The organism is Undibacterium sp. RTI2.2 (assembly GCF_035018705.1).
Lineage (GTDB): Bacteria > Pseudomonadota > Gammaproteobacteria > Burkholderiales > Burkholderiaceae_D > Undibacterium.
The window spans coordinates 80,816-103,659 of the sequence record NZ_JASJXN010000010.1 but is presented as its reverse complement, the minus strand read 5'-3'; the positions used below and the strand labels follow the sequence as shown (position 1 = coordinate 103,659).

Here is a 22,844-nt window from a genome sequence, read left to right as displayed (position 1 = left end):
AACACCCATCATGTCATGATGACGAAGGCGACAAACATAGTCCTATGTCGCCGTTTTGTACGCGCGAGTAATTGCATTATCAGCTTTGGCCGAACAACAAAAAATCTAATCTATTCGAGAAGATGCGTGAATATACGTGAATATCCGTGAACATACACGAGTCCTCAAATTATTAGCATGGGAATCATGCCTAATCATGTATCGTGCAATTCGTAGGCGACTTGATTGTGTCCCCGTCGCTTAGCGGCATTCAAATGCTGATCTGCTTCTGATAAGGCGACGCTGTCATTATCATGCTCAGTCAAGGCGATTGCGACACCAATACTGACGGTGACTTGCTCAACGACCGGCAATGTAGTTTGATTGACAGCATTGACAATTTTTTGTGCCATGGCGACTGCGGCAGGCAAATCGACCGCAGGCAATAAAGCGAAAAATCGCTCGCCGCCCAAACGTCCGACGACATCGGTGGAGCGCACGGCATGTCTGATGATGGCCGAGACCTCAACTAATACTTTATCTCCGGCCTCGTCTCCAAAACGCTCATTGATATTTTTTAAATGATCAATATCCATCATCAATACGGCATAAGGCACGCCAGTACGCTGCATACGGGCAAACTCGGAGAATAAGGTTTCATTGATAGACAAACGATTTGCGAGTCCGGTCAGCAAATCGCGCCGCGCCATATGGTGCAAAGCCTGATTGGCGGCAGCCAGCTCTGTAGTGCGCTCAGTGACTTTGCGTTCAAGTGACAAATTTGCCTCTAGTAAGGCTCTCTTGCGATACAAAAGCTGATCCGTCATACCGCTTAATGCATCAACTAGATCGCGGAGTTCGTTGGAACCCGCATTCGATTCTAATACGGCGTTTTCATCACCGCGCTCGATTTGTCTAGCAGTGCTTGCCAGCCGCTCCAACGGACTGCTGACTTTGGAAGCGACCCAATAAATACTACTGATAAAAAGAATCGCTGCGACGATCCCAAATAATAATAAAGTACGTCGTAATTCAGTCACTGGCGCTAGCGCTATCTCTGCCGGTTGCCTGACTACAATGCGCCAGTTGAGCGGACGTGTCGCAATCACCTCTGTGACGAGGATGGAGCTACTCAGATACGCTGTGTTACCACCCCAGTTATCCAGCACAAAATCTTTTCCAGATAACACCGGTGGTGGGATTTTTTGCGCATGCAATTCCGGTAGGTCTGGATAAATGATTTCATGATCTGCGTTCACGATAAAAATTTCCTGTTTATTCATGCGGGCATTTTTCGGTTCCAAGACACGAATTACATCACCCGCCCAACGCCAATGGGCATGCGCAGCTAGTACCCCACGCAGTACACCGTTATCATCGAATACGGGCGCTGCAAAATCGATAAACCGCACTGGCCCTTGACCCTCGCTCTGCGGTAAAAGCTTGGCCAATAATTTTGCCTCATGCAGATCGCCGACATAAGCCCCTTCTTTGCCACGCTTAAACCAAGGGCGTTCTGCGACGCTGTTACCTTCTAGCAAACCGGCAGCGGCAGATTGGACTATGCCAACAGTGTCTGCGACACCAAGCCAGCTGTAGTAAGGGTAAGAACGCCGCAAGCGATTGACGGCATCTTTTGTATCGCTGCTAGACAATGGCAATCGACGGAAGACGGGACTACCTGCCATTAACTCAATCTCTCTTTGCCGCTCTTGCAGATTGGCAGTCAGCACTGCAGATACCGCAACTGCCAGATCCCTGACTGCATTCCCACGTTCGATAATCAATCGCTCAGAAAACACGTGATTCACATGGTAATAAACAGGGACGCCGATCAGCAACGCTAGTCCACCAAATAAACCGACCAGGCGACTTTTAAAACTATTGGGTAAGAGATTCATGAGAGCTGCCATCAAGTTTTTCAAGAGTTGCATATGTATCATCAGTCAGACCAAAGCACCGCTGTCGACACTGCAAAAAATCAGTGCTGATGTAAGCTTGAATATAAGCTTGAATATAAGCTTGAATATAAGCTTGAATGCAGGTGCAAATGCAGGTGCGAGACATAGAATCAAGCCTGATGAAAATCACGGCATGCAGAAAAATTGATGTAATTATTGTACGCCGTCTCCTCCACTTTGGTTAAATAGGCAAGACAATAATGCAAATAAATGTTAAGCACGTTTTTGCCTTAGCCGCGTTACATCAAATGCGATGAAATAATTTCGTCTAAACATCGTGTAGTGCAGAATTAAACCTATTCATTTCATCCATAGAAAAAATAAAATCAGCGCACTCCTATGAGATTATGGCGGTCACTTTATTTAAGGCAACTCGCTGCAGAGCGCGTTGTTAGCCCACTCTACGTATGATCAATTCATCTTCACGACTCCGCTTCCTCCCCGCCATCTTTATTTTTATCTGGGCCTCTGGCTACGTCGTTGCTAAATACGGCCTGCCTTATGCCGAGCCGCTAACTTTCTTATGCTTGCGGTACTTGGGTGTCATCCTGTTTATGGGAGTACTGGCAGTGACCATGCGGGCGCCCTGGCCTGCACGATCCGCCTGGCCACATATTGCGGTGGCAGGTGTGCTGATGCAAGCTGGGTATCTGGGTGGCGTCTGGTGCGCAGTCAAGCTTGGCATGCCAGCCGGGCTGGCAGCCTTGATCGTTAACACTCAGCCCATATTGACCGCCGTATTGGGGCCAGCAATTGGAGAAAAAACGCAAGGCAGACAATGGATCGGTCTAGGTTTCGGGATCATCGGTGTCGGTCTGGTCGTAGCGAACAAAATCTCTGTCGTACATTTATCGGCAGCCAGCATTGCGTTGGCAGTCATGGCACTGTTATCGATGACCATCGGCACCTTGTATCAAAAGAAAACCTGCCCTTCCTTTGATGTACGCACAGGCCAGGTAATCCAGTTTTTGGCATCGCTGATCTTAACGCTGCCATTTGCATTGATGCTGGAAACCCAGACAATACTCTGGACACCAGAATTTTTCGGCGCAATGGCATGGTCTATTTTTGTCTTATCTGGCGTCGGTATATCGGTACTGTTTATCCTGATACGCAACGGAGAGGCGACCAAAGTCACCAGTTATATGTATCTGGTTCCTGCAGTCACTGCGGTCATGGCGTGGCTCATGTTTGGCGAGCGCTTTACCGTCACCGCCGCTGTGGGCATGGCAATCGCGTTGCTGGGCGTGGCTTTGGTGGTTAAACCCGGGCGTTGACTAAAGACAAAGAACACCACATAAGACACATAGAATTAATATACTCCCACTACGTATATTTTAAGTGTCCAGAAGAATACTGGACAATACGTCATTTTTAAAATAAAAAATGGGGAGTATATTCAACTTAAGAAATTACACAGATAACAGAACAAAACTCTGCGCAAGCAACTTCAGCATCAAATTCAGATCAAGCCAGATCAAGCCAGATCAAGCGCACCCATCAAATAACCACCATACCAGTTCGCCAATCTGGCGATTCTGCGTCATTAACACCACAAATTACGTGACTCGAAAATGGGGAGTTAATCGTCATTGAGAACTTTTTGTGATTGATTAAAAGAATTTATCTGATTTTTTTAAATCAAGCACACCAGTGGAATTAAAGTGGCATTATTTAAACAAAACCAGTTGACCTGAGATTTCTCGCCTTGTATGTTGTCCGCTGAGACAAATGGATAGCATTCTTCCACTGCCTACGAGCCGAACCGAGCTGCAGCGAGCAGAACAATAATCTAGCCGAAAACCCTGAGAGATCATCAAGATGAGCACTGAACAGACCACTCACCGACATCCTATGCGCTGGATTCCTACGCTGTATTTTGCGCAAGGCTTGCCATTTTATGCCGTCGCATTGGTCGCGGGCCTGATGTACAAAAGTATGGGGATGCCAAACGACCAGATCGCGCGATGGACCGGACTGATCGGCGCTGCCTGGGTCTTCAAATCCTTATGGAGTCCATTTCTGGAATTGGCCAGTAGTAAAAAATCCGTCGTGGTTATTTTTCAGCTCATCGGTGGCGTAAGCTTGGGTCTGGTCGCACTCTCGCTGCAATTACCCATGTATTTCGCGGTCAGTATTGCCTTACTCGCGGTGGTGGCGTTTGCCTCCGCGACTCACGATATTGCCTGCGATGGTTTGTATATGGCGAGTCTAAGCAATAAACAGCAGGCTGCTTATGCAGGATGGCAAGGCGCATTTTTTAACGCCGCTCGATTTTTTTCTTTAGGCGGCTTAGTTTATTTGGCCGGCTATCTCGAAAAGCACATGGACCCAGCCCATGCATGGATGATCATCTTTGGGATTCTGAGCGTGATGCTGATCGTGCTTGCGCTCTACAATTTGTGGGCCTTACCGGGGACAAAAAATGCGCCGATGAAAACCTCACTCAAAGGTGCATTCTGGATTCTGAAAGACGTCATCATTGATTTTTTTCAAAAGCCAGGCATCTGGATCGCTATCATTTTCATCATCTTGTTCCGTGCCGGAGAAGGCCAGGTACAAACCATAGGGCCACTATTTTTGCGTGAGGCCAAAGAGCTTGGTGGTTTGGGCTTGACCACCGATGAAGTCGGTATCGTGTACGGCACAGCGGGAACCATCGCATTTTTAACAGGTAGTGTACTCGGCGGTTATTTCACTTCTTGGCTGGGACTTAAGCGCGCACTACCTTATCTCATTATTGCGATGAACCTGCCTATTTTGGTATTTGTCTTCTTGAGCAGCAATTTGCCCAGCAACCTCGGCATCATCACTACCGCACTATGTATAGAAATGTTTGGTTATGGCTTTGGTTTTGTCGGCATTATTTTATTCATCATGCAGGTGGTGGCGGTTGGCAAATACCAGACCGCACATTACGCATTGGGATCGGGTGTTATGCAGTTGGGTTTCATCATTTTTAAAATGATCAGTGGCGATATCCAGATCGCCTTAGGGTATAAAAATTTCTTTGTCTGGGCGCTGATTTCTGCCGTGCCGGTCTTGATCTTATCTCGATTTTTAAAATTCGAGGCAGAGCAGAAAGTACCTGTAATAGTATGATTATGCTATCGCAGAGTGGGTCTAAAGACTAGCAAGCATCAACTAAACTAAAGCGCACTCTAAAAAAACAGAATGCGCTTTTTTTACTTCTGCCTAGCATGCCGCACAAATCACATCAGCTTGGCCACGTTTAAGCACGACAAGCCTGCCCTGTGGCATCAAACAAATGGCAACGGGATAAAGGCATCACCACATCGATCTGGCTACCTGCCTTTAACGCGGGCAAGATCGCGCACAAATCCGCACTCAATTTAATGGAGAGACTTTGCTGATCGTTCTTGGCATTGGCGAGGTGTCCATAAATCACTGAGGCATCACCTAGATGTTCAACAAAATCGATGGAAATCTGCAATAAAGGCGCTTCCGGTGAGCCACTTATTGTATGCGGTAAAGCTAGTTGCTCTGCACGCATGCCCAACGTAACAAGATCACCGATAGCGACTTGTGATGTAATCACAGGCAAGGTCAAGCTAGTTCCATCTTTTAAGCTTAACTGCGCATCCTTGCCATTGAGCGCGGTCACTTCCGCACTCAGAAAATTCATTTTCGGGGCGCCTAAAAATCCTGCAACAAACAGATTGGCGGGACGTTCGTATAACGCTAACGGCGTACCAAGCTGCTCTATTTTTCCAGCATTGAATACAACAATACGTTGACCCAAGGTCATCGCCTCCACCTGATCATGGGTCACATAAATCATTGTCGTTTTTAAATCCTGATGCAGCCGACTCAACTCAATCCGCATCTGCACGCGCAGACTGGCATCAAGATTAGAGAGTGGTTCATCAAATAAAAATAGTTTGGGCTGACGCACAATCGCGCGACCAATCGCGACACGCTGGCGTTGACCACCGGACAGATCTTTTGGTTTGCGTTGTAGTAAATGGCTGATCTGTAATATGCCAGCAGCCTGCTGAACGGCATCGTCAACTTGCTGCTTTTTTTGCCCCGCCATTTTCAAGCTGAATGCCATGTTGTCGTAGACTGACATATGCGGATACAAAGCATAGGACTGGAACACCATCGCCAGACCGCGCTTGGCTGGCGGGATATCATTGGCGCGTTCCCCATCAATGAATAGCTCGCCATCCGTGATGTCTTCTAATCCGGCGATCATGCGTAGCAAAGTCGATTTACCGCAACCCGAGGGGCCGACAAAAACAATGAATTCACCGTCTTGGATATCGAGATTGATACCTTCGATGACTTTGGTGTCGTTGTAGTGTTTTGTGATATTGCGTAGTTGGACTTGAGCCATTTTTGTTCCGGTGTCCTCTCGAACTAACATTTTTACACTTGGTAGTGACATGCCGGGAGTAACCCGGCGGCCACTTACTTTTCTTTGCTTTGCCAAAGAAAATGTAAGCAAAAGAAAGGCGACTGCAACAGTTGCAATTCAACATCCAGAGCCAGTTCAAAAACCTAATACGGATGTCCAATACTCATGCGGCTGGTGGCAGCATTTCCTTTGTAACCCCTTATGTTTATTGGGCAAGTAAAAGTAATGATTAGGGTGCGTCATGCACACCACTCCTGCTACCAAATTTCTCAAACGTCAAAACCAACCACAGGCAATTTACCTTCAGCAAGAATATCTCCACGGAGCCAAGCAGCGACGGCATCAATCGCTGGCGTAGCAAAACCATAGGTAATCAATGCAGGCGATTGAATGTCCAGCGACTGAAACGGATTCCATAACACCAGATGCAAATCCGGTTTCCATTCCTGACGGATTTTATCGTTGTAACGCAAACGGATTGTGGAGGCGAGTATCGTAAAGCGACCATCATCGGGTAATGCGCTCCAGTCAAATTCGTTCGCCCGATCAAATTGCACGGTATCGACATCATAAATTTCACTCAACATCGCGCTGACTTTTTCGGAATGGACACCCGCTTCCGAGACGCCGTCGCTGACGACGTTGGCGCTGATCACCAAGCGGACTTTACTGCCGGGTACCGGCGCTTTTGGATTATGGTAAGGCGTCAATCCGCGTTTCCAGCCCTCTGCCATTAATTGCAAATCTTGTGCTTCGGTTTGATAGGCGATTTGATGCCCCGTTTGTTGGCATGGATACCGTTGCGTTAGTCTGGTGACGCGTGCCAGACGTTGCTGCAATCCTGTCGCGTCAATCTGCCCGTTTTGTATGCCATCAGTCAAGGCTGCCAGTGTCTCGATCTGGGTTTCCCTGGTGCCTAAGGCCATCACCAGATCAGCACCCGCATCCAAGGCAATCACGGCGGCTTTGCCTGCGCCATAACGACCGGCGATCGCGTGCATGTCCATGCCATCGGTAATGACGACGCCCTGATAATTCCATTCATCGCGCAAAATACCGGTCAGGATTTTTTTCGACATCGTGGCGGGATAATCGGCATCCAGTGCGGGATACACGATGTGTGCCGTCATCATCGCTGGCGCGGCGTCTTTGGCCATACGAAAAGGTGCAAACTCAAGCGCATCCAGTTCTGCACGAGACTTATCGACCGTCGGCAAATCACGGTGCGAATCGACATTGGTGTCGCCATGCCCAGGGAAATGTTTCACGCAGCACGCTACGCCCTCGGACAAACTACCTTCCATCCACGCCATTGCTAATCGGCTTGCCTTCTGCGGATCAGAGCCAAATGAGCGTTCAGAGATGACGGGATTATCAACGTTATTATTGAGATCCAGTACCGGAGCGAAATTCCAGTTAAAGCCCAGGCTTTTCACAGCACGCGCTACCGCCGCACCTACCGCGCGACATAGCTCAGGATCATCGCTAGCTCCCAACGACATTGCAGCGGGCGGTTGCGGCACCCAGGTCGAACGCACTACCGCTCCGCCCTCCTGATCAATGCCGATCAAGGCATCTGGCCCCATGACTTCTCGCAAATCTGCCGTGAACTTAGTTAGCTGCTGAGCATCCATCATATTCTGGCGAAACAGACAAACTGCGCGGATATGATTGTCACGTAAAAATTGCGCCATCTCTGCATCAAGCGAGGTACCGGGCATACGTATCATGATCAGTTGACCTGCGATTTTTTTTGCCGCTGCGTTAGTCATTATGTTTGTCATTTCACTGCTCCATCCATGCCGCGCATAAAAAAGCGCTGGGTAAATAAAAAGGCGACGAGTACCGGCGCGATCGTCAAAATAGTGCCCGCAGCAATCACCCGTGTACTGCTACCGTAAGTACCACGCAGATACAGCACACCTGCTGACAAAGGAAAATCATCGGGCTTACTAATTACGATAGAAGGCCAGATATAGTCATTCCACGCTTCCACCGCAGTCAAAATGCCGACGGTTGCTAACCATGGCGTGATCAATGGCAAAACGATTTTCCAGAAAATAATCCACTCCGGTGCACCATCCACTCTGGCGGCATCAATCAGGTCTTGTGGTACTTCATCGAAGGCTTGTTTCAACAGCAGTATCGATACCGCGGTCACCACATTCGGCAAGATCACACCGGTATAAGTATTGACCAAGCTTATCTTGGTCAGAGTGATAAAGTTCACCAAAAAATTCACTTCTGACGGCAAAATCATGGTTGCCAGTATCAGTCCAAAAACCAGCTTGCTACCGCTAAAGCGCATACGTGACAGCGGATAAGCAGCTAGTGAGCACAGTAGTAATTTCCAGCACACAGTCGCTACGGTAATTAGCAAGGAATTTTTATAAAACGCGATCATCGGGATCACGCGGAATACTTCAATAAAATTGTCCATTGATACCGCTTGTGGCATAAAGCTGGGCGGGAATTCAAAAATATTGCCCTCAGTCGATACCGCCACTACCAGCGTCCACCAGAATGGAAATACGCACAGCACTGCTAACGCGATTAGCACCGTATATTGAAGAATAATTTTAAACAGATGCTGGATAGAATGCGACATCACCGGTGCCTCGGCTTCAAGTAGCGCAGGCAGGCTAATGCGATGGCAATGCAAGACAATGACATCACAAAACTTGCAGCAAGACCGCGTGGCAATTTCAGATGTTTTAAACCCTGATCGTAGGCATAGTAGAGCGCGGTAAAAGTTGAATTCATCGGACCGCCCTGTGTCAGGACATCGACCTCCTGATATGCCTTCAGCGCAGCTAAAACGGACATGATGGTACAAACCATGATGGTTGGAAATAGCATGGGTACGGTGATCTTCCAAAACCGTTGCCATAGATTTGCTCCATCGAGTACAGCGGCTTCTTGCATCTCAGAGGGAATGGATTGCAACGCTGCCAAGTACATCACCATATACCAACCGAGCCCGCGCCAGAGGGAGACAAACATAATCGAGAAGATCGCTAGACTGTCATCCGATAACCAACCCAGCGGTTGATTGATGGCGTGAAGTTTCAGAAGCACATAATTCAATGCGCCCTGATCGTGAAACATAAATCCCCACATAATCCCGACTACTGCAACCGTGGTCACCACCGGCACATAATAAGCCGCACGGAACCAGCGTATCGCTGGCAATTGGGTATTGACCAGCGTCGCCAATACGATTGCGCCAATCTGGATAAACGGGACGATGAATAAAAATAGTAGGGAGTTTTTAAGACCGCTGACAAACATTGCATTTCCAAAGATGTAGCGATAATTATCCCAACCCATCCAATGCGTCGTGCGGACTAAACTGAAATCGGTAAAGCTCAGATAGGAGCCATATAACACTGGCCAGAACGAGAACAACGCGAGCAACAACAAAGCCGGTGCGAGGAATACATAGGCAATCACATTATGTCGTCGAAAGGCGGACATGATCAGTTGTCTTCCTTCGCCATCGTTCTGGCGTGGGTTTGTGCATTAACGTCAGCCGCCAGCTTTTTATTCCAGATCGCCACTGCCTCATCGAGTGCCAGCTTGATCTCTTTTTTGCCCGTCATTCCCGCCTCTACTGCCTGCACCAAAAACCGCCGCAACTCATCGTAATCAGTGATGCCATCCACGTACAAACTGCGTGAATACTGCATAGAACCAGCAGCAACGGTCTGCGCAATTTCTGCTGCGCCCGCATGATCCGGTATCTGTGCAAAGTAAGAATTAGCAAGTGCTTTGACCGTGGTCGGCATGACTTTGGCAATCTTAGCAAAGGCTAATTGATTCTCGTCGTTCGTCAGAAATTGGGCAAACTCAGCAATCGCGGGAAGCGATCGGGGATTGACGCCTTTTGGTACAGCGAAGTTGAACATCCAACCACCGTCGGCAATACCCGTGGGACCAACAGGCGCAGGGAAAATCGCAGTATTGGCATAGATTTCGGCAGAGTCAGCCTGAATACGTTTTAAGGCAGTTGGCGCGCTGACCATCATGCCTAGGCGACCGCCCAGATAGGCATCCACCACGGCGGGGAAATTATCTTCGGCGAATAATTTATCTTTCAAAAAACCGTTCGCCTTATAGGTGTCAGCAAGCTTTTTGATCAAGGCGATATGGGCGGGCGAATTAAATACAGCCTTACCATCTTTGATGAGCGGCAGACCTTGCTGCATCAAAAAACCATCGATCTTGCCTAGCGCAGGCGCGTAGCCAGCTTTGCCCGTTTTGGCCGCAATCTGGCGTGCGTAGGCTAGCAGCTCATCCATATTTTTCGGTGCTTGCGTGATCCCAGCAGCACTCAGAATTTTACGGTTGTAGGCAATCACATTGACGTTGCTGTAATGCGGAAAGCCGTAGAGCTTGCCGTGAAAAGTCAGATCATCGAGCGCGCCTTTGGTGTAGACCGTTTTGTTCTTCATCAGCCCATCAACCGGCTCGATCAATCCGTCACGCGCAAATTCTTCTGCCCATGGCACGCTGAGATTGACCAGTGAAGGCGGTGTACCTGCCGCAATCGAAGTGATGAGTTTCAGTTGCAAAATATCCCAGGGAAAATCTACCCACTCGACTTTGACACCGGGGTGTTGTACCTCATAGGTTTTGACCAGCGTTTGAAAATACGGAATGAACTTCGGCTTTAAGCTCATGGTCCAGAATTCGATTTTTTCTGTAGCGTTTACGCTAGGCATAGCAAGCACAGAGACCGTTACCGCGAACGAGAATAGGAATATGGCGCGCCGCATGGATGCCGCTAGCCTTGCAAGGATTTTGCTAGCTCGCTGCCCCATCGCTGAACGCCACATTCTGCCTGACAAAGGAATACTCCCCTATTTTTTTGTAAAATATCGTTGATTGTCCAGGTTTTCTATGGACAATATAAATATACTAACTAGGAGTATATTTATAAACAGTTTTAAAAAAAGCGCTATGCTCTTTCGTTACCAAATGCGCACTAGTGTTTTTCCTGGTGCGATTTCAATTCGTCTTGGTCACTTTACTTAAATGCCGTGGCTTGTCAGGATCTAATCCGCGGGCGATCGACAAGTGCGCTGCCATGACATAAAACGCCTGAATCGCCACGATGGGATCAAGGTCTGGTGTGGCAGCGGTAGGCAATGTCAGGTTACGTTCTTTGACGTCGATCGGTGCTGCCAGTAACACATTAGCGCCACGGCCACGCATCTCTTCTGCCAGCGCAATTAAGCCTGCTTGGGTAGGACCACGCGTTGCAAAAATCAGCAGAGGATAGCCATCATCAATCAGGGCCATCGGGCCATGTTTGATCTCTGCACCACTAAATGCTTCTGCCTGTATGACCGAGGTTTCTTTAAATTTCAACGCTGATTCCAGTGCGACTGGGAAGCTGATACCGCGCCCGACGGTCATAATGCGCGACGCTGGGGTTAGCACTTCTAAAGCATTAGACCAGTCGCAACGGGTAGCCGCCTCTAAGGCTTCTGGCAATGATTCAATCGCGCTCAAAAATTCTGCATCGTTTTGCCAATTGCCTGCAACACGCGCACCAGCAACCAGTGAGGTAATAAAACTCTTAGTCGCGGCGACACTCAACTCTGGCCCTGCATGCAAAGGCAAAGTCCATTCGGCACTCTGTGCTAATGGCGATGTCGCATCGTTGACTAATGCCACCGTAGAAGCGCCACCTTCACGAAAATAACGAATCGGCTCAATCACATCCGGGCTTTGTCCCGACTGCGAGATTGCAATTGCCAGCGCATCGCGGGCATGCAACGGTGACTTATTCAATGTCACTAAAGACATCGGCAAAGAGGCAACGATACGACCCAAGCGCGACATAATCAGGTAGGCCGAATAATTGGCGGCATGATCCGAACTACCACGCGCCACCGTCAAGACTGATGATGGCGGATGATCTCTGAGATGTTTTCCCAACGCGATATAACGGTCTTTGTCCTGCGTCAGTTGATGTGCCACAAACTCGGCGGACGAACAGGCTTCCTTAAGCATTTGCGAGGTCAATCTTTTCTCCTTCTACATACACAGCAATCAGGTTGAGCTTGCGGTCAAGCACGACGATGTCGGCATAACTATCCACTTGCAAACGACCACGATCAGATAAGCCGAGATAATCGGCGGCATAAGTGGAAACACGCTTAGACGCGTCCTCAATGTCGAGACCGATGCTGACCAGATTGCGCAAGGCTTGATCCATCGTCAAGGTGCTACCCGCCAGCGTGCCATCTTCGAGTCGCACGCCACCCAGGCATTTATGTACAACCTGACGACCGAGCATATACTGACCATCGGGCATACCAGACGCAGCGGTCGAATCAGTGACGCAATACAGATACGGAATCGCCCGCATTGCCGCCCTGATCGCACCAGGATGAACATGCATCAGATCAGGAATAATTTCAGAAAATTGTGCATGCGCCAGTGCTGCGCCGACCATGCCCGGCGCGCGATGATCAAGGCGCGACATGGCGTTATACAAGTGCGTAAACCCCTTGGCACCGTTTTCTAAAGCAGCGACGCCCTCTTCATAGGTACCCAGTGTATGGCCGAGCTGTACCACCATACCCATATCGGTCAGCTCACGCACCAGTTGTAAATGACCTTCCATTTCTGGTGCAACTGTGATCAGTTTGATCGGTGCAATATCGTGTAAATGCTTAACCTGTTCCAGCGAGGCAATCCTTGCGAAATCTGGTTGCGCACCGAGCTTGCCCGGATTGATATACGGGCCTTCCAGATGGACACCAAGTACCCGCGCTGCGCCTTTGGTTCTAATTTCGCATACTGGCTTTAAAGCGTGCAGTGCTGCTTCCAGATCGGCCATGGGCGCGGTCATGGTAGTTGCCAGCAAACTGGTCGTGCCGTGCTGTGCGTGCATGCGTGCAATGACCTCGGCAGCATCACCTGCTTCCATCGTGTCTTTGCCGCCAGCACCATGCACATGCAGGTCAACAAAGCCGGGCAAAATATATACTTGCTGATTTTGTGCCGGATTAATTGTCGCACCATGGATTGCCGTCACGCGCTCTGCAAAATCGATAGAGCCGCTAACCCAACCGGAAGAAGTCAGGACATTGCCTTGCAAAGTTCCACTCATCTGAACAGCTCCGCAACGAAATCATAATAATCACTGCGACAAAACGAGTGCGTCAGTTCTACCGCAGCACCGGTCGGCAAGTAACCAACGCGGGTGATGTAGAGCATTGCCGCACCTTGTTTAATGCCTGCCAGCTTGGCTTGCTCAGCGGTCGCATTGACGGCACGGATGTGTTGCAAGGCGCGGGTCGGCGTGACGTTATGCGATTCCAGATAACCATACAAACTGTCGGTGACTAATTTAGGATTGGGTAAATAGATTGCCGGTATGGTCGTGCTCTCTATCGCCATCACTACATTATCAGCAGTGCGCAAGCGCTTTAGCCGCGATACCACAGTGTTGGGCGACAAACCTAATGACAAAATCTCTTCCGGTGCGGCGATACCGGTTTCGCGTGAAATCCATTGCGAACCTGGTGCAAAACCACGTTGACGCAGCTCTTCACTAAAGTTAGTCAGACGGGATAAAGGTTGCTCTAATTTTGGGGTGATGTACGTGCCAGAGCCATGCTTGCGGGTGAGCAGTCCACGCTCGCATAACATATCGATGGCTTTGCGCGCAGTGACGCGAGAAATCTCTAATACCTCGGACAATAAACGCTCTGATGGCAATGCCTCGTCTGGCTGCCAGATGCCGCTATGGATGCCTGTTGCTAATTTGTTCGCCAGTTGCAGATACAAGGGCGTAGAGCTTTCGCTATCTGGTTTGAAATCACTTAATTGCGCTTGCATAGTTTTTTCCTAGTGAAGCGTTTTTACAAATTACTCATGAATTTGCGATTAAATTTTTACTGCACGTTCTATATTAATAATTGATCTGACGCTGAATCAAAATCAATGCACCCGCTGCTGAGTCCGATTTTGGCTTTACGATGCGAGACAATAAATCTAAAGGCAAGTAAGGCAACATCGGTTCTGCCAAGCCACCGCACAAAGCAATCGGCAACAATCCCGACGGATCTAATGCGGACGCCATTTTAGCGACTTCGCTACCCGCAGCCAGCATGATGCTACCAGCACTGGTCGTCGTGGGTGCATGCGCAATCACGACCGGTGCCAGCTGGGCATAGTTTGTTTGATTTGCCTTGGCTAGCCAGTTGAATATGAGATCACGACTCTCAGTGTTGCTTCTGTTCGCTTTATGTTCAGTCTCATTTTCAGCTTCAGTAAGAGCATCAGGGCCAGCACACGCTTGCAATAATGCTGCAGAAAACGCATCCTCTGGACTGCGTCCATCCAGCACATGCTGAATATGATTGATGGCTCTTAAACCCAACCAAGCCCCACTGGCTTCATCGCTGGATGGAAAACCCCAACCACCGACCTCACGACGGGTGCCATCCACTAACATCGCCTCGCCTGCACTGCCTGTGCCTAATGCAATAATCGCACCAGCCGCGCCTTGATGTGCGCCTAACAAAGTTGTCTCGGCATCAGTTCCGATCGCCAAGGAACCAAAGCCCGGATTTTTTACATAGAATTCTGTTGCCCATTGCTTGTTATGAATACCCGCCAAGCCACAACCTGCGGCAATTTCTCGTAAGGGCGGCATCGCCAACCCTGCATCAAAAAACGCTTTTCTGGTAGCGGCAAGAATCGATTGCCAGGCTGACTCAATCCCATGCATCAAACCAGATGGTCCCGCACTGCCCTGACCGACTTCAGTACCGCCAACCTGCACCAGACGCACTCGGGTTCCGGTGCCGCCGCCATCGACGCCTATCAGGTATTGGTATTGATCAATCACTCTCTCGCCCATAGAATTTTTATTGGTTTTCACTAAGTTCTTACTGTTAATTCTGCTTTTTGCAGTGCAGTAAGACATCCTAGAGCTTTTACATAGTGGTTGTCAATAGGTATTTAAGTGGTATTTAAAAATCTTTTGTACTAGCGAATCATTATTTCTTTTATTTTGCAGAGCGATGGGGTCGCTAATGGCACCCATATTGATCACATCTATCTCAATCAAGTGATTGGATGACAGCTTCGACCAGATTACTTTCGCTAAGAAAAAGGTGACGGAGCATATGCCCCGTCACCGATAATTTGAGGGGTTTGAAATCAGCACCAACATTAGCATCGATATCAAACATCTCAGTCACTCATATTACATTTTTGCGTGCAAAGTCAGGTAGAACTGACGACCACTCTGGTACACAGAACGTGGCTGATCTTCATTTAAGGCATAGTATTTTAGCGTTGGATTATTCAAATTTTGCGCATCTAAAGTGATACCAAAATTCTCATTAATCTTATAACCAAAGGATGCTGACACTGCTCCGGTTGCCGCCTGCGAGAATGCAGTCTGACGATCTAAGCCACTGTAGAAGCTGGACCGATAACTATAGGACAGACGCGCATTAAACTTATCATCTTCGTAGTAACCACTCAGATTGTAAGTATTTTTGGAGGCACCCACGACGTCTTTTGAATCAGCATCTTTGGCATCAGCATAAGTGTAGTTAGTAGAGAAACCAAAGTTCTTACCGACTGGCTGCTCATACGCTAACTCGATACCTTTAACCTTGGCGCTGGTATTGGTTGGAACCGATAAAATATACGGCACCATCGCACCTTGTGGTGTCTGAGCGCTGTACGTCATATAGCTCTTAGAGACTTGCCCTATCCCGACATAGCTAGTCAAATCCATATAGAACAAACCTGCGGATAACAAAGAACGCGGTGCAAAATACCATTCTAAGGACGCGTCAAAGTTATTCGAGCGAATCGGTTTCAGATCAGGATTAGCGCCACTACCGCTACCTACACCACCGGCAACTGCTGGCGGACTCAGGCTGATCGCACTTGCCAGTGCGCCGTAGTCTGGGCGAGTCATCGTCTTCGATACAGCAAAACGGGCAACCAGATCTTTGGTGACATCAAGACGTAAATTCCCACTTGGTAAAATATCGTTGTAGGTATTATCGAATTGCTGACGGATGAATGGACCAAACAGGGATGTTGTGATCGCACCAGGCGTCGTAGCGGTGGCAGCAAATGGTAAGGTCACGCTTTCTTTAGTTTGTACAAAACGGATACCAAAGTTACCGCTCCAGCCTTGACCTTCCAGATTGCTTTGGATATACGCGGCACTGGTGTTTTCTTTAAGTGCGAACTCAGACGCCCAGTTTTCACGAGAGCCATCGGTCGGACGCAAAGCATATTGCGCGTCATAAGCCGCTAACTGACCAGCGGTATAGGACCAGACGTTGGTTGGAAAATTACCACCAAGACCACTACCAAAATTACCTGGGTATGAAACTGTTCCGCCAGCAGGTAAATTGTTGAATGCAGAGCCATCCAAAACCGGACGTTGATTATTCACAAAATCATTGTTGCGCTTATGCTCGGTCGCACGAACACCAAATTTCAGGTTGGTAAAGACACCCTGATTAATCGCATATTCACCATCCAACTTCGCCCATGTTTCTTTATCTTTGACACTGACTTGCTGATCGCCGAAAATCCAATCCAGACCAGTATTGGCATTGCTGGAATTATTAGTCGTACCAAGATTCCAGTTGGCGGCGCTGCCAATGCCGTTCAAGCCCCAGGAAGCACCACTACCTTTGCCTGTATCCCATTCAGCCACGTCTTGTGTCAAGGTTTTTCCTGTACCACTGGAAGTTCCCAACTGACCATTTAACTTGAAGGACGAATTGACACGCCAGCTTGCTTCAACGCTGACAAAATTAGTATCAGAACCAGCATCAGGACGGGAAATCTGATCGTAGATGCCGTATTGCGTACCAGCGACACCAGTGAAGTTAGCATTGGTCAGAGTTTTTACGCCGTTGGTCGTGCTCACAACATAACCAGGATCAGGCGCTTGTCCTGCACCGCCATTGATGAAGTGGGTGCCCCACATCATATAGTTACGATTATAGTTAGCAGCATCCATCGTCGAACTGAAGGCATTGACATCGATCGTAAAATCATTGCTTGGTTTGAATTGCAAATCAATCAAACCACCCTGACGCTTACGTACTTGTTCAAATAATGCAGAGCCCATTAATCCTGGGTAGTACACTCCAGCCAAATCAGGATTAGACAGGGCAACTTTGCTGTTAGGTGCAATTTTTTCGTAACCCAAAATCTCTTGGCCATCACGGCGCAGACTACGTTTTTCAGAAAATGCCTGAATCATTACGCCAAAAGTATTGGCATCATTTTTCCAATTCAGCAATGCACTCACTTGCGGATCTGTCTTTTTAGGCAAATCGGCATAGACCGCGCCGATCGTTGCTTCCGCAGTGAACTGTTTTTTGAAATCTAAGGGCTTGCGAGTAATGATATCGACGGAACCAGCAACACCACCCTCAACCAAACTAGCCTCAGATGACTTATGGACTTCAACACGGCTAACCAGTTCTGATGGGAGCAAGGTATAGCTGACACTACGTCCGACACCAGGACCACTTTGATTCAGGACAAACCAGTCACCTGCCGCCATGTTGTGACCGTTGATTAAGGTCTGAGTCAAACTTGGGTTGGTGCCGCGCATACTGACGCGATCGTTTTCATCAAAGCCACCTTCGTTACCACTAGCAGAACTTGTTGTAACACCAGGCAAACGCTGCAATGAGTCAGCGACGTTTTTATCTGGCATTTTGCCGATATCTTCGGCAGTGATTACATCCAGATGTGAATCCGCATTACGTTTTTGATTTAAAGACTGTTGTGCAGCAGCGCGAATACCCGTAACCACCACTTCTTGTGCTGCCGGATCGACTTGCTGCGCTTGTGCTGACATTGCGACTGTCATGATTAGCACTGCAACACCGGACGCGATTGGCGTCAGTTTAGGCGTTGATTTAGGTGCTAACTTAAGTGTCAGATTACTTTTCATTTACTCCCCCAAGATTTATCAATCAAAACAATTTGATGCCCTGCTGCGAGATATTTTTTTCTATACAGAAGAGCGTTTCGATACCACCCGCGATACTGCAACTTACCAAGTCAAACATACAAAACCACTTAAATGCCACAATTTAAAACTAACTCTATAAAACGACACAAGGTCTTTACTTACTCAATCAGGCCATGGCATTTCAAATGCGCAGACCGTGGTTAAATAAAAACTGAATCTGATTGAGTAAGATAAAAAATCTCTAGCAAGATCACTCTCATGCTTTTTATCTTTGGGGCGACTGATACTTTGATTTTCGCCTGAAATAGGAAGCAGTGGGCTCACTGTAGTTAGCGTAAAAGTGGCTGTCAAGCGGTATCTACGTGGTATTACTGATACTCATATTGGTACTAATAAGATGAATTAAACAAACATTACAAGCCATTGATTTAAATCATTAATTATTTAATTCAAATATGTTTTTTATAAAAGTGGACTGATTAGTTTTTACAACAAACAAATAAGCTTAATCATTTATCAGATAAACGATATTGCAGAGAAATTTTTTCTGACGGGGGGTTATCTTGGGCGTTCTCGCTTGAACAACAGGCTTAAAAATCGATACAAAATTTGTCCATTGTCATAGAGAGAAACCGTCTATTTTTTTGAAAAATCAACAAAGAAAATCAAACCCATCGCAATCAAATTAGCGAATGAGGCATAAAATAGCATTCAGGACTGGATCTATAATTGGTATTAATGTCTTATCTAACGATGAAGTACACTCAGCGTCATTCGTGATTTTTTGAATCAAAACAAGGCAGCAACCCGACCACCACCACCCGCTTCGCTAGTATGAATTTGAGAAGCCAGATCAAAGTACATCGCTACTTTTAAAGAATACAACTCATGTCAAACCTTGAATTAAAGCCACTGAGAGAATTTCATCACCTGGATGAAACGACTTTTTTGCGCGATGTGATTGGTGCGCACCAGCCCTGCGTCTTACGCGGATTTGTTAAACATTGGCCCTCAGCTCAGCAAGCGTCGGCAGAGGCTACTTATCGTTATTTAAAAAATCTGGATAACGGTGCCGCCGTCGATGTGATACTGACACCGCCCCAAGAGGACGGCCGTATTTTTTATAATGAGACGTTGGATGGTTTTAATTTTTTACGGAATAAATTATCAATCTCGGCGGTGTTAGATCAAATCATGCGCTACAGCCAGTTTGATCAGGCACCTTCCCTCGCGATACAAAGTGCATTAATCGCTGAATGTCTGCCTGGCTTTTTGGTGGACAATGTTTTGCCATTCATGAGTGAGCAAATCGCTCCCCGAATCTGGCTTGGCAACAAGGTGACGACACCTGCTCATATTGACACTTCCTACAATATTGCCTGTGTTGTCAGCGGTAAGCGACGCTTTACGATCTTCCCACCAGATCAGGTGGGCAACTTGTATATTGGCCCTTTAGACTTTGCACCAACCAACTCACCGATAAGTCTGGTGTCGTTCAAACAGCCGGATTTTCAGCAATTCCCCCGGTTCAAACAAGCACTGGAACATGCTCTCGTTGCAGAACTGGAGCCTGGTGATGCAGTCTATATCCCAACTTTGTGGTGGCATCATGTGGAGTCGCTGAGCAAGTTCAATGTCTTGATCAACTATTGGTGGGGCGGCTCGATCCGCACTGAACAAGCGCCAAGTACGCCCTTTGAATGTCTGGTGCATTGTCTGACGAATTTAAAACAACTACCGCCAGATCAAAGAGCCGCCTGGGGTGCTTTATTCCAACATTATGTATTTTCCCAAGACGATCCTGCGGCGCATATTCCGTCACATAGACGCGGCGTTATGGATGGCAGAACTGAATGAGTTGTCTTAGCTGGCGAACACGCATTTTTCACGCGCGACTAAAAAGAAATTACTTTTGAATGATTAGCGCAAGGTCTTTTGTGCTGCCTCGTGAACCATCGAGGAAATACGATCCAGATAAGTTGAACTAATTCTCCAGCGATGCCAATACAATGAAATATCTAGCGGATACTTCTTCGCGATATGGATCAGTTCCCCTCGCTGCAAAGCTGACTCAACAATGTGCTCTGGCATCATGCCCCAACCAAGACCTGCGCACGCCGCCTGAAAAAATGAGCGGGTAGATGGAATCATGTGTATACGTGGTCGAATTAAATTTGTCGTGAAGCGTGATATAAAAACGTCTTGCAATGCATCCTTTTGATTGAACTTCAACATAGGGGCAAGCTCAAGCGCTTTTGCATTAACGCCCTTTGGAAAATAGCGTGTCTTGAACTCCGTTGTAGCAACTGCCAGATAACGCATGACACCCAGCGGCTCAACTTTACATCCTTGAATTGCATCTGTGCTGGTACTCACTCCAGCCATTACGCTACCTTCGCGCAATAGCGCCATTGAGTAATCCTGATCCTCGGTTCTGACATCCAATATCATCGAACCATCAAGTGCAACCGCCTGAAATACTGAACTAAACCAGCTATCCAACGAATCCGCATTCAAGACAATCGGAATTCTTACGGCAACAGAAGCATCTTCTGTTTGCACAGATAAACCAGAAAACATTTCTGATTCCAGCAAAGCCACCTGCTCGGCATAACGCAAAAATATACGCCCTGCTGCCGTAGGCTGGCAGGGTGTTGTGCGTTGGATCAGGATTTGCCCCAAACGATCCTCAAGCAACTTGATTCGCTGACTAATTGCTGAAGGTGTCAGGTTTAACTTCCGGGCAGCAAGCTCAAAGGTTCCCTCATTCAGTACGGCAGCAAATGCGGATAGCTGGGCATTATCGACTTTGATATTCATTTTTTCTAATGTAGATTAAAAATATTTAGCTTTACTTAATGATTCTAGCTGAATAATCTGCGCTATCCCTTTATTACTTTATTGATTGCGCTAGGTTTATATGATCTCTGATTTTCTCTCTGGATTTCTATCGGGAGCAACCCTCATACTCGCCATCGGGGCTCAGAATTCTTTTGTCTTACGACAAGGTATACGGAATGAGCATATTGTTCCGGTCGTTCTAGTGTGCTCCTGCGCAGACGCATTGCTGATCATGGCTGGGGTTGCAGGTCTTGGACTACTGATTCAATCGAATCCTGCTGTACTAACTTTCGCACGATATGGCGGAGCGATATTTTTGGCGGCATATGGTATCGCTGCGGGAAAGCGAGCACTCCAGTCAAATCGCCTAGTGGTTAACGCCGAGATTGGCGCATCCCTGGGCACCGCCATAGCGACTTGTCTAAGCTTCACTTTTCTCAATCCACATGTTTATCTGGATACAGTGATCCTTCTGGGCTCGCTAGCCAATCAGCGCCAAGGCGCGGGTCGATGGATTTTTGGACTTGGCGGCTCAATGGCTAGTTTCGCCTGGTTCTTTGCGCTGGGGTTCGGCGCACGCAAACTCGCGCCGCTATTCAGCAAATCAATCGCATGGCGCTTACTAGATACGGCGATCGCAATTTCTATGATCGGACTCAGCGTGATGCTATTCATAGGCTGAGAATACTGACGCCGGAAAACCTCATCCATACAGGTCGTTTGCTAGTAGTTATTTATTCACTCTAGTTTCGACCATGTTTGCGCATCAAAAACTATTGAGTGATTTACAGCTAATAAAACAGTCCTGCAACAACCGTACCCAATTCTCTCTCAGTATGGAAATACCCTTGCTGTTCCTGAGCAAGATAAACACCGCCAACCGTCTAACAAGCCTAGAAATAAGTTATTTTTAAATTTTTATAGATGATACTAATAATCTATTTTATTTATGATGATTATCATCTATGATGTATTTATTGACCAAATCGGGAGCAGGTAATGCCACGGGTATCACGCGAACAAATGGAATCCAATCGTGCGACGATTGAAGATGTTTCGGCTCGCTTATTCCGCGAGCAAGGTATTGCTGGTGTCAGCGTGGCGGATTTGATGTCGGCAGCTGGGCTGACGCATGGCGGGTTTTATGGCCACTTCGCCTCAAAGGACGAACTCGCCGCTGTCGCCTGTGAACACGCCTTTGCAAAAGCAGCACAGAGCCGGGAAAAACGCACAAAACAAGCAGGCTCAGGCGTGGACGGTGCCGCCAGTTTAAAAAACTATGCCGACCATTATCTGACCTCGCGCCATAGAGATAATGCCGGCCAAGGTTGCCCGGCGGTGGCATTTGCGACGGATGTGATGCGCGAAACGCCGGGTAAACCAGTGCGCGACGCCTATCTGAGCGGCATTAAAAATATGGCAAAAGCACTTGAAACTATGGCGGGTGCAGGCGCGCAAACTCAGCGTGAGCAAGCACTGGTGGCAATGGCAACCGTGGTCGGCGCAATGACGCTGGCAAGAGCGACCAAGGGCGATCCTTTGTCAGATGAATTACTGGCGGCGGTACGCGGATTTTTTGCACATCAAAATGCAGATTAATACTCTTGAAACTAATTACTGAATTGATCAAGAAGTTAATCCGAGTTAATTAGTAAAACCATGCTGCAAACCCATATTGAAAGATCGT

Annotated in this window: 18 protein-coding genes; 6 read left to right on the top strand and 12 right to left on the bottom strand. The window is 47.7% G+C overall.

From position 1 onward, the window contains the following. Positions 1–194: 194 nt before the first annotated feature. Entirely contained in the window at positions 195–1,880 is a 1,686-nt protein-coding gene (locus QN395_RS07725; protein WP_322119541.1) for a diguanylate cyclase, read from the bottom strand. On the opposite strand from QN395_RS07725, the gene QN395_RS07720 reads away from it, so the two are divergent. The 3 genes from QN395_RS07720 (at position 1,879) to QN395_RS07710 (ending at position 5,042) form a co-directional block, all read left to right on the top strand. Beyond that, the gene (locus tag QN395_RS07720) at positions 1,879–2,088 is read left to right on the top strand and encodes a hypothetical protein (protein WP_323493101.1); all 210 of its coding nucleotides are present in this window, start codon (positions 1,879–1,881) and stop codon (positions 2,086–2,088) included. The genes QN395_RS07725 and QN395_RS07720 overlap by 2 nt on opposite strands. 259 nt (positions 2,089–2,347) lie before the next feature. Continuing rightward, positions 2,348–3,217 carry a DMT family transporter gene (locus QN395_RS07715; protein WP_322119542.1) on the top strand — a complete coding sequence of 290 codons (870 nt, stop codon included), beginning with the start codon at positions 2,348–2,350 and terminating at the stop codon, positions 3,215–3,217. Between the two features lie 544 nt (positions 3,218–3,761). After that, positions 3,762–5,042: an MFS transporter gene (locus QN395_RS07710; protein WP_322119543.1), complete on the top strand. Its 1,281-nt coding sequence runs from the start codon at positions 3,762–3,764 to the stop codon at positions 5,040–5,042. Between the two features lie 130 nt (positions 5,043–5,172). Here the strand turns inward: QN395_RS07710 and QN395_RS07705 are convergent, their stop codons facing one another. The 10 genes from QN395_RS07705 to QN395_RS07660 form a co-directional block, all read right to left on the bottom strand. Beyond that, positions 5,173–6,300, bottom strand: coding sequence for a sn-glycerol-3-phosphate ABC transporter ATP-binding protein UgpC (locus QN395_RS07705; RefSeq protein WP_323492422.1), 1,128 nt, complete (start codon positions 6,298–6,300; stop codon positions 5,173–5,175). Between the two features lie 290 nt (positions 6,301–6,590). Further along, on the bottom strand, positions 6,591–8,105 hold the full coding sequence (gene nagZ / locus QN395_RS07700; protein WP_322119544.1) for a beta-N-acetylhexosaminidase: 1,515 nt from the start codon (positions 8,103–8,105) through the stop codon (positions 6,591–6,593). Then, positions 8,102–8,929: a carbohydrate ABC transporter permease gene (locus tag QN395_RS07695; RefSeq protein ID WP_322119545.1), complete on the bottom strand. Its 828-nt coding sequence runs from the start codon at positions 8,927–8,929 to the stop codon at positions 8,102–8,104. Before QN395_RS07695 ends, nagZ begins: the two co-directional genes overlap by 4 nt. Then, complete coding sequence (locus QN395_RS07690; RefSeq protein WP_322119546.1) at positions 8,929–9,798, bottom strand: sugar ABC transporter permease; 870 nt, start codon at positions 9,796–9,798, stop codon at positions 8,929–8,931. The genes QN395_RS07695 and QN395_RS07690 overlap by 1 nt, the downstream gene beginning before the upstream one ends. Positions 9,799–9,800: 2 nt before the next feature. Then, positions 9,801–11,171 carry a sugar ABC transporter substrate-binding protein gene (locus tag QN395_RS07685; RefSeq protein WP_322119547.1) on the bottom strand — a complete coding sequence of 457 codons (1,371 nt, stop codon included), beginning with the start codon at positions 11,169–11,171 and terminating at the stop codon, positions 9,801–9,803. A 160-nt stretch (positions 11,172–11,331) separates the two neighbouring features. Beyond that, positions 11,332–12,342, bottom strand: coding sequence for an SIS domain-containing protein (locus QN395_RS07680; protein ID WP_322121612.1), 1,011 nt, complete (start codon positions 12,340–12,342; stop codon positions 11,332–11,334). Next, positions 12,335–13,447 carry an N-acetylglucosamine-6-phosphate deacetylase gene (nagA, locus tag QN395_RS07675; RefSeq protein WP_323492421.1) on the bottom strand — a complete coding sequence of 371 codons (1,113 nt, stop codon included), beginning with the start codon at positions 13,445–13,447 and terminating at the stop codon, positions 12,335–12,337. Before nagA ends, QN395_RS07680 begins: the two co-directional genes overlap by 8 nt. Beyond that, positions 13,444–14,178 (bottom strand): GntR family transcriptional regulator, encoded by a 735-nt coding sequence (locus QN395_RS07670; protein ID WP_322119549.1) that lies wholly within the window; start codon positions 14,176–14,178, stop codon positions 13,444–13,446. The genes nagA and QN395_RS07670 overlap by 4 nt, the downstream gene beginning before the upstream one ends. Before the next feature lie 73 nt (positions 14,179–14,251). Further along, positions 14,252–15,226 (bottom strand): BadF/BadG/BcrA/BcrD ATPase family protein, encoded by a 975-nt coding sequence (locus tag QN395_RS07665; RefSeq protein WP_369124356.1) that lies wholly within the window; start codon positions 15,224–15,226, stop codon positions 14,252–14,254. A gap of 327 nt (positions 15,227–15,553) precedes the next feature. Beyond that, on the bottom strand, positions 15,554–18,295 hold the full coding sequence (locus tag QN395_RS07660) for a TonB-dependent receptor (RefSeq protein ID WP_322119550.1): 2,742 nt from the start codon (positions 18,293–18,295) through the stop codon (positions 15,554–15,556). Between the two features lie 909 nt (positions 18,296–19,204). Between QN395_RS07660 and QN395_RS07655 the strand changes: the two genes are divergently transcribed. Beyond that, a complete protein-coding gene (locus QN395_RS07655) occupies positions 19,205–20,173 on the top strand; it encodes a cupin-like domain-containing protein (protein WP_322119551.1) in 969 nt (322 codons plus the stop codon). A gap of 63 nt (positions 20,174–20,236) precedes the next feature. On the opposite strand, the gene QN395_RS07650 is transcribed toward QN395_RS07655, so the two are convergent. Beyond that, positions 20,237–21,136: a LysR family transcriptional regulator ArgP gene (locus QN395_RS07650; RefSeq protein WP_322119552.1), complete on the bottom strand. Its 900-nt coding sequence runs from the start codon at positions 21,134–21,136 to the stop codon at positions 20,237–20,239. 100 nt (positions 21,137–21,236) lie between these two features. Here QN395_RS07650 and QN395_RS07645 point away from each other — a divergent pair, with 100 nt between their 5' ends. Continuing rightward, on the top strand, positions 21,237–21,839 hold the full coding sequence (locus QN395_RS07645; protein WP_322119553.1) for a LysE/ArgO family amino acid transporter: 603 nt from the start codon (positions 21,237–21,239) through the stop codon (positions 21,837–21,839). 317 nt (positions 21,840–22,156) lie between these two features. Continuing rightward, positions 22,157–22,756 carry a TetR/AcrR family transcriptional regulator gene (locus QN395_RS07640; protein ID WP_322119554.1) on the top strand — a complete coding sequence of 200 codons (600 nt, stop codon included), beginning with the start codon at positions 22,157–22,159 and terminating at the stop codon, positions 22,754–22,756. The last annotated feature ends 88 nt before the right edge of the window (positions 22,757–22,844 follow it).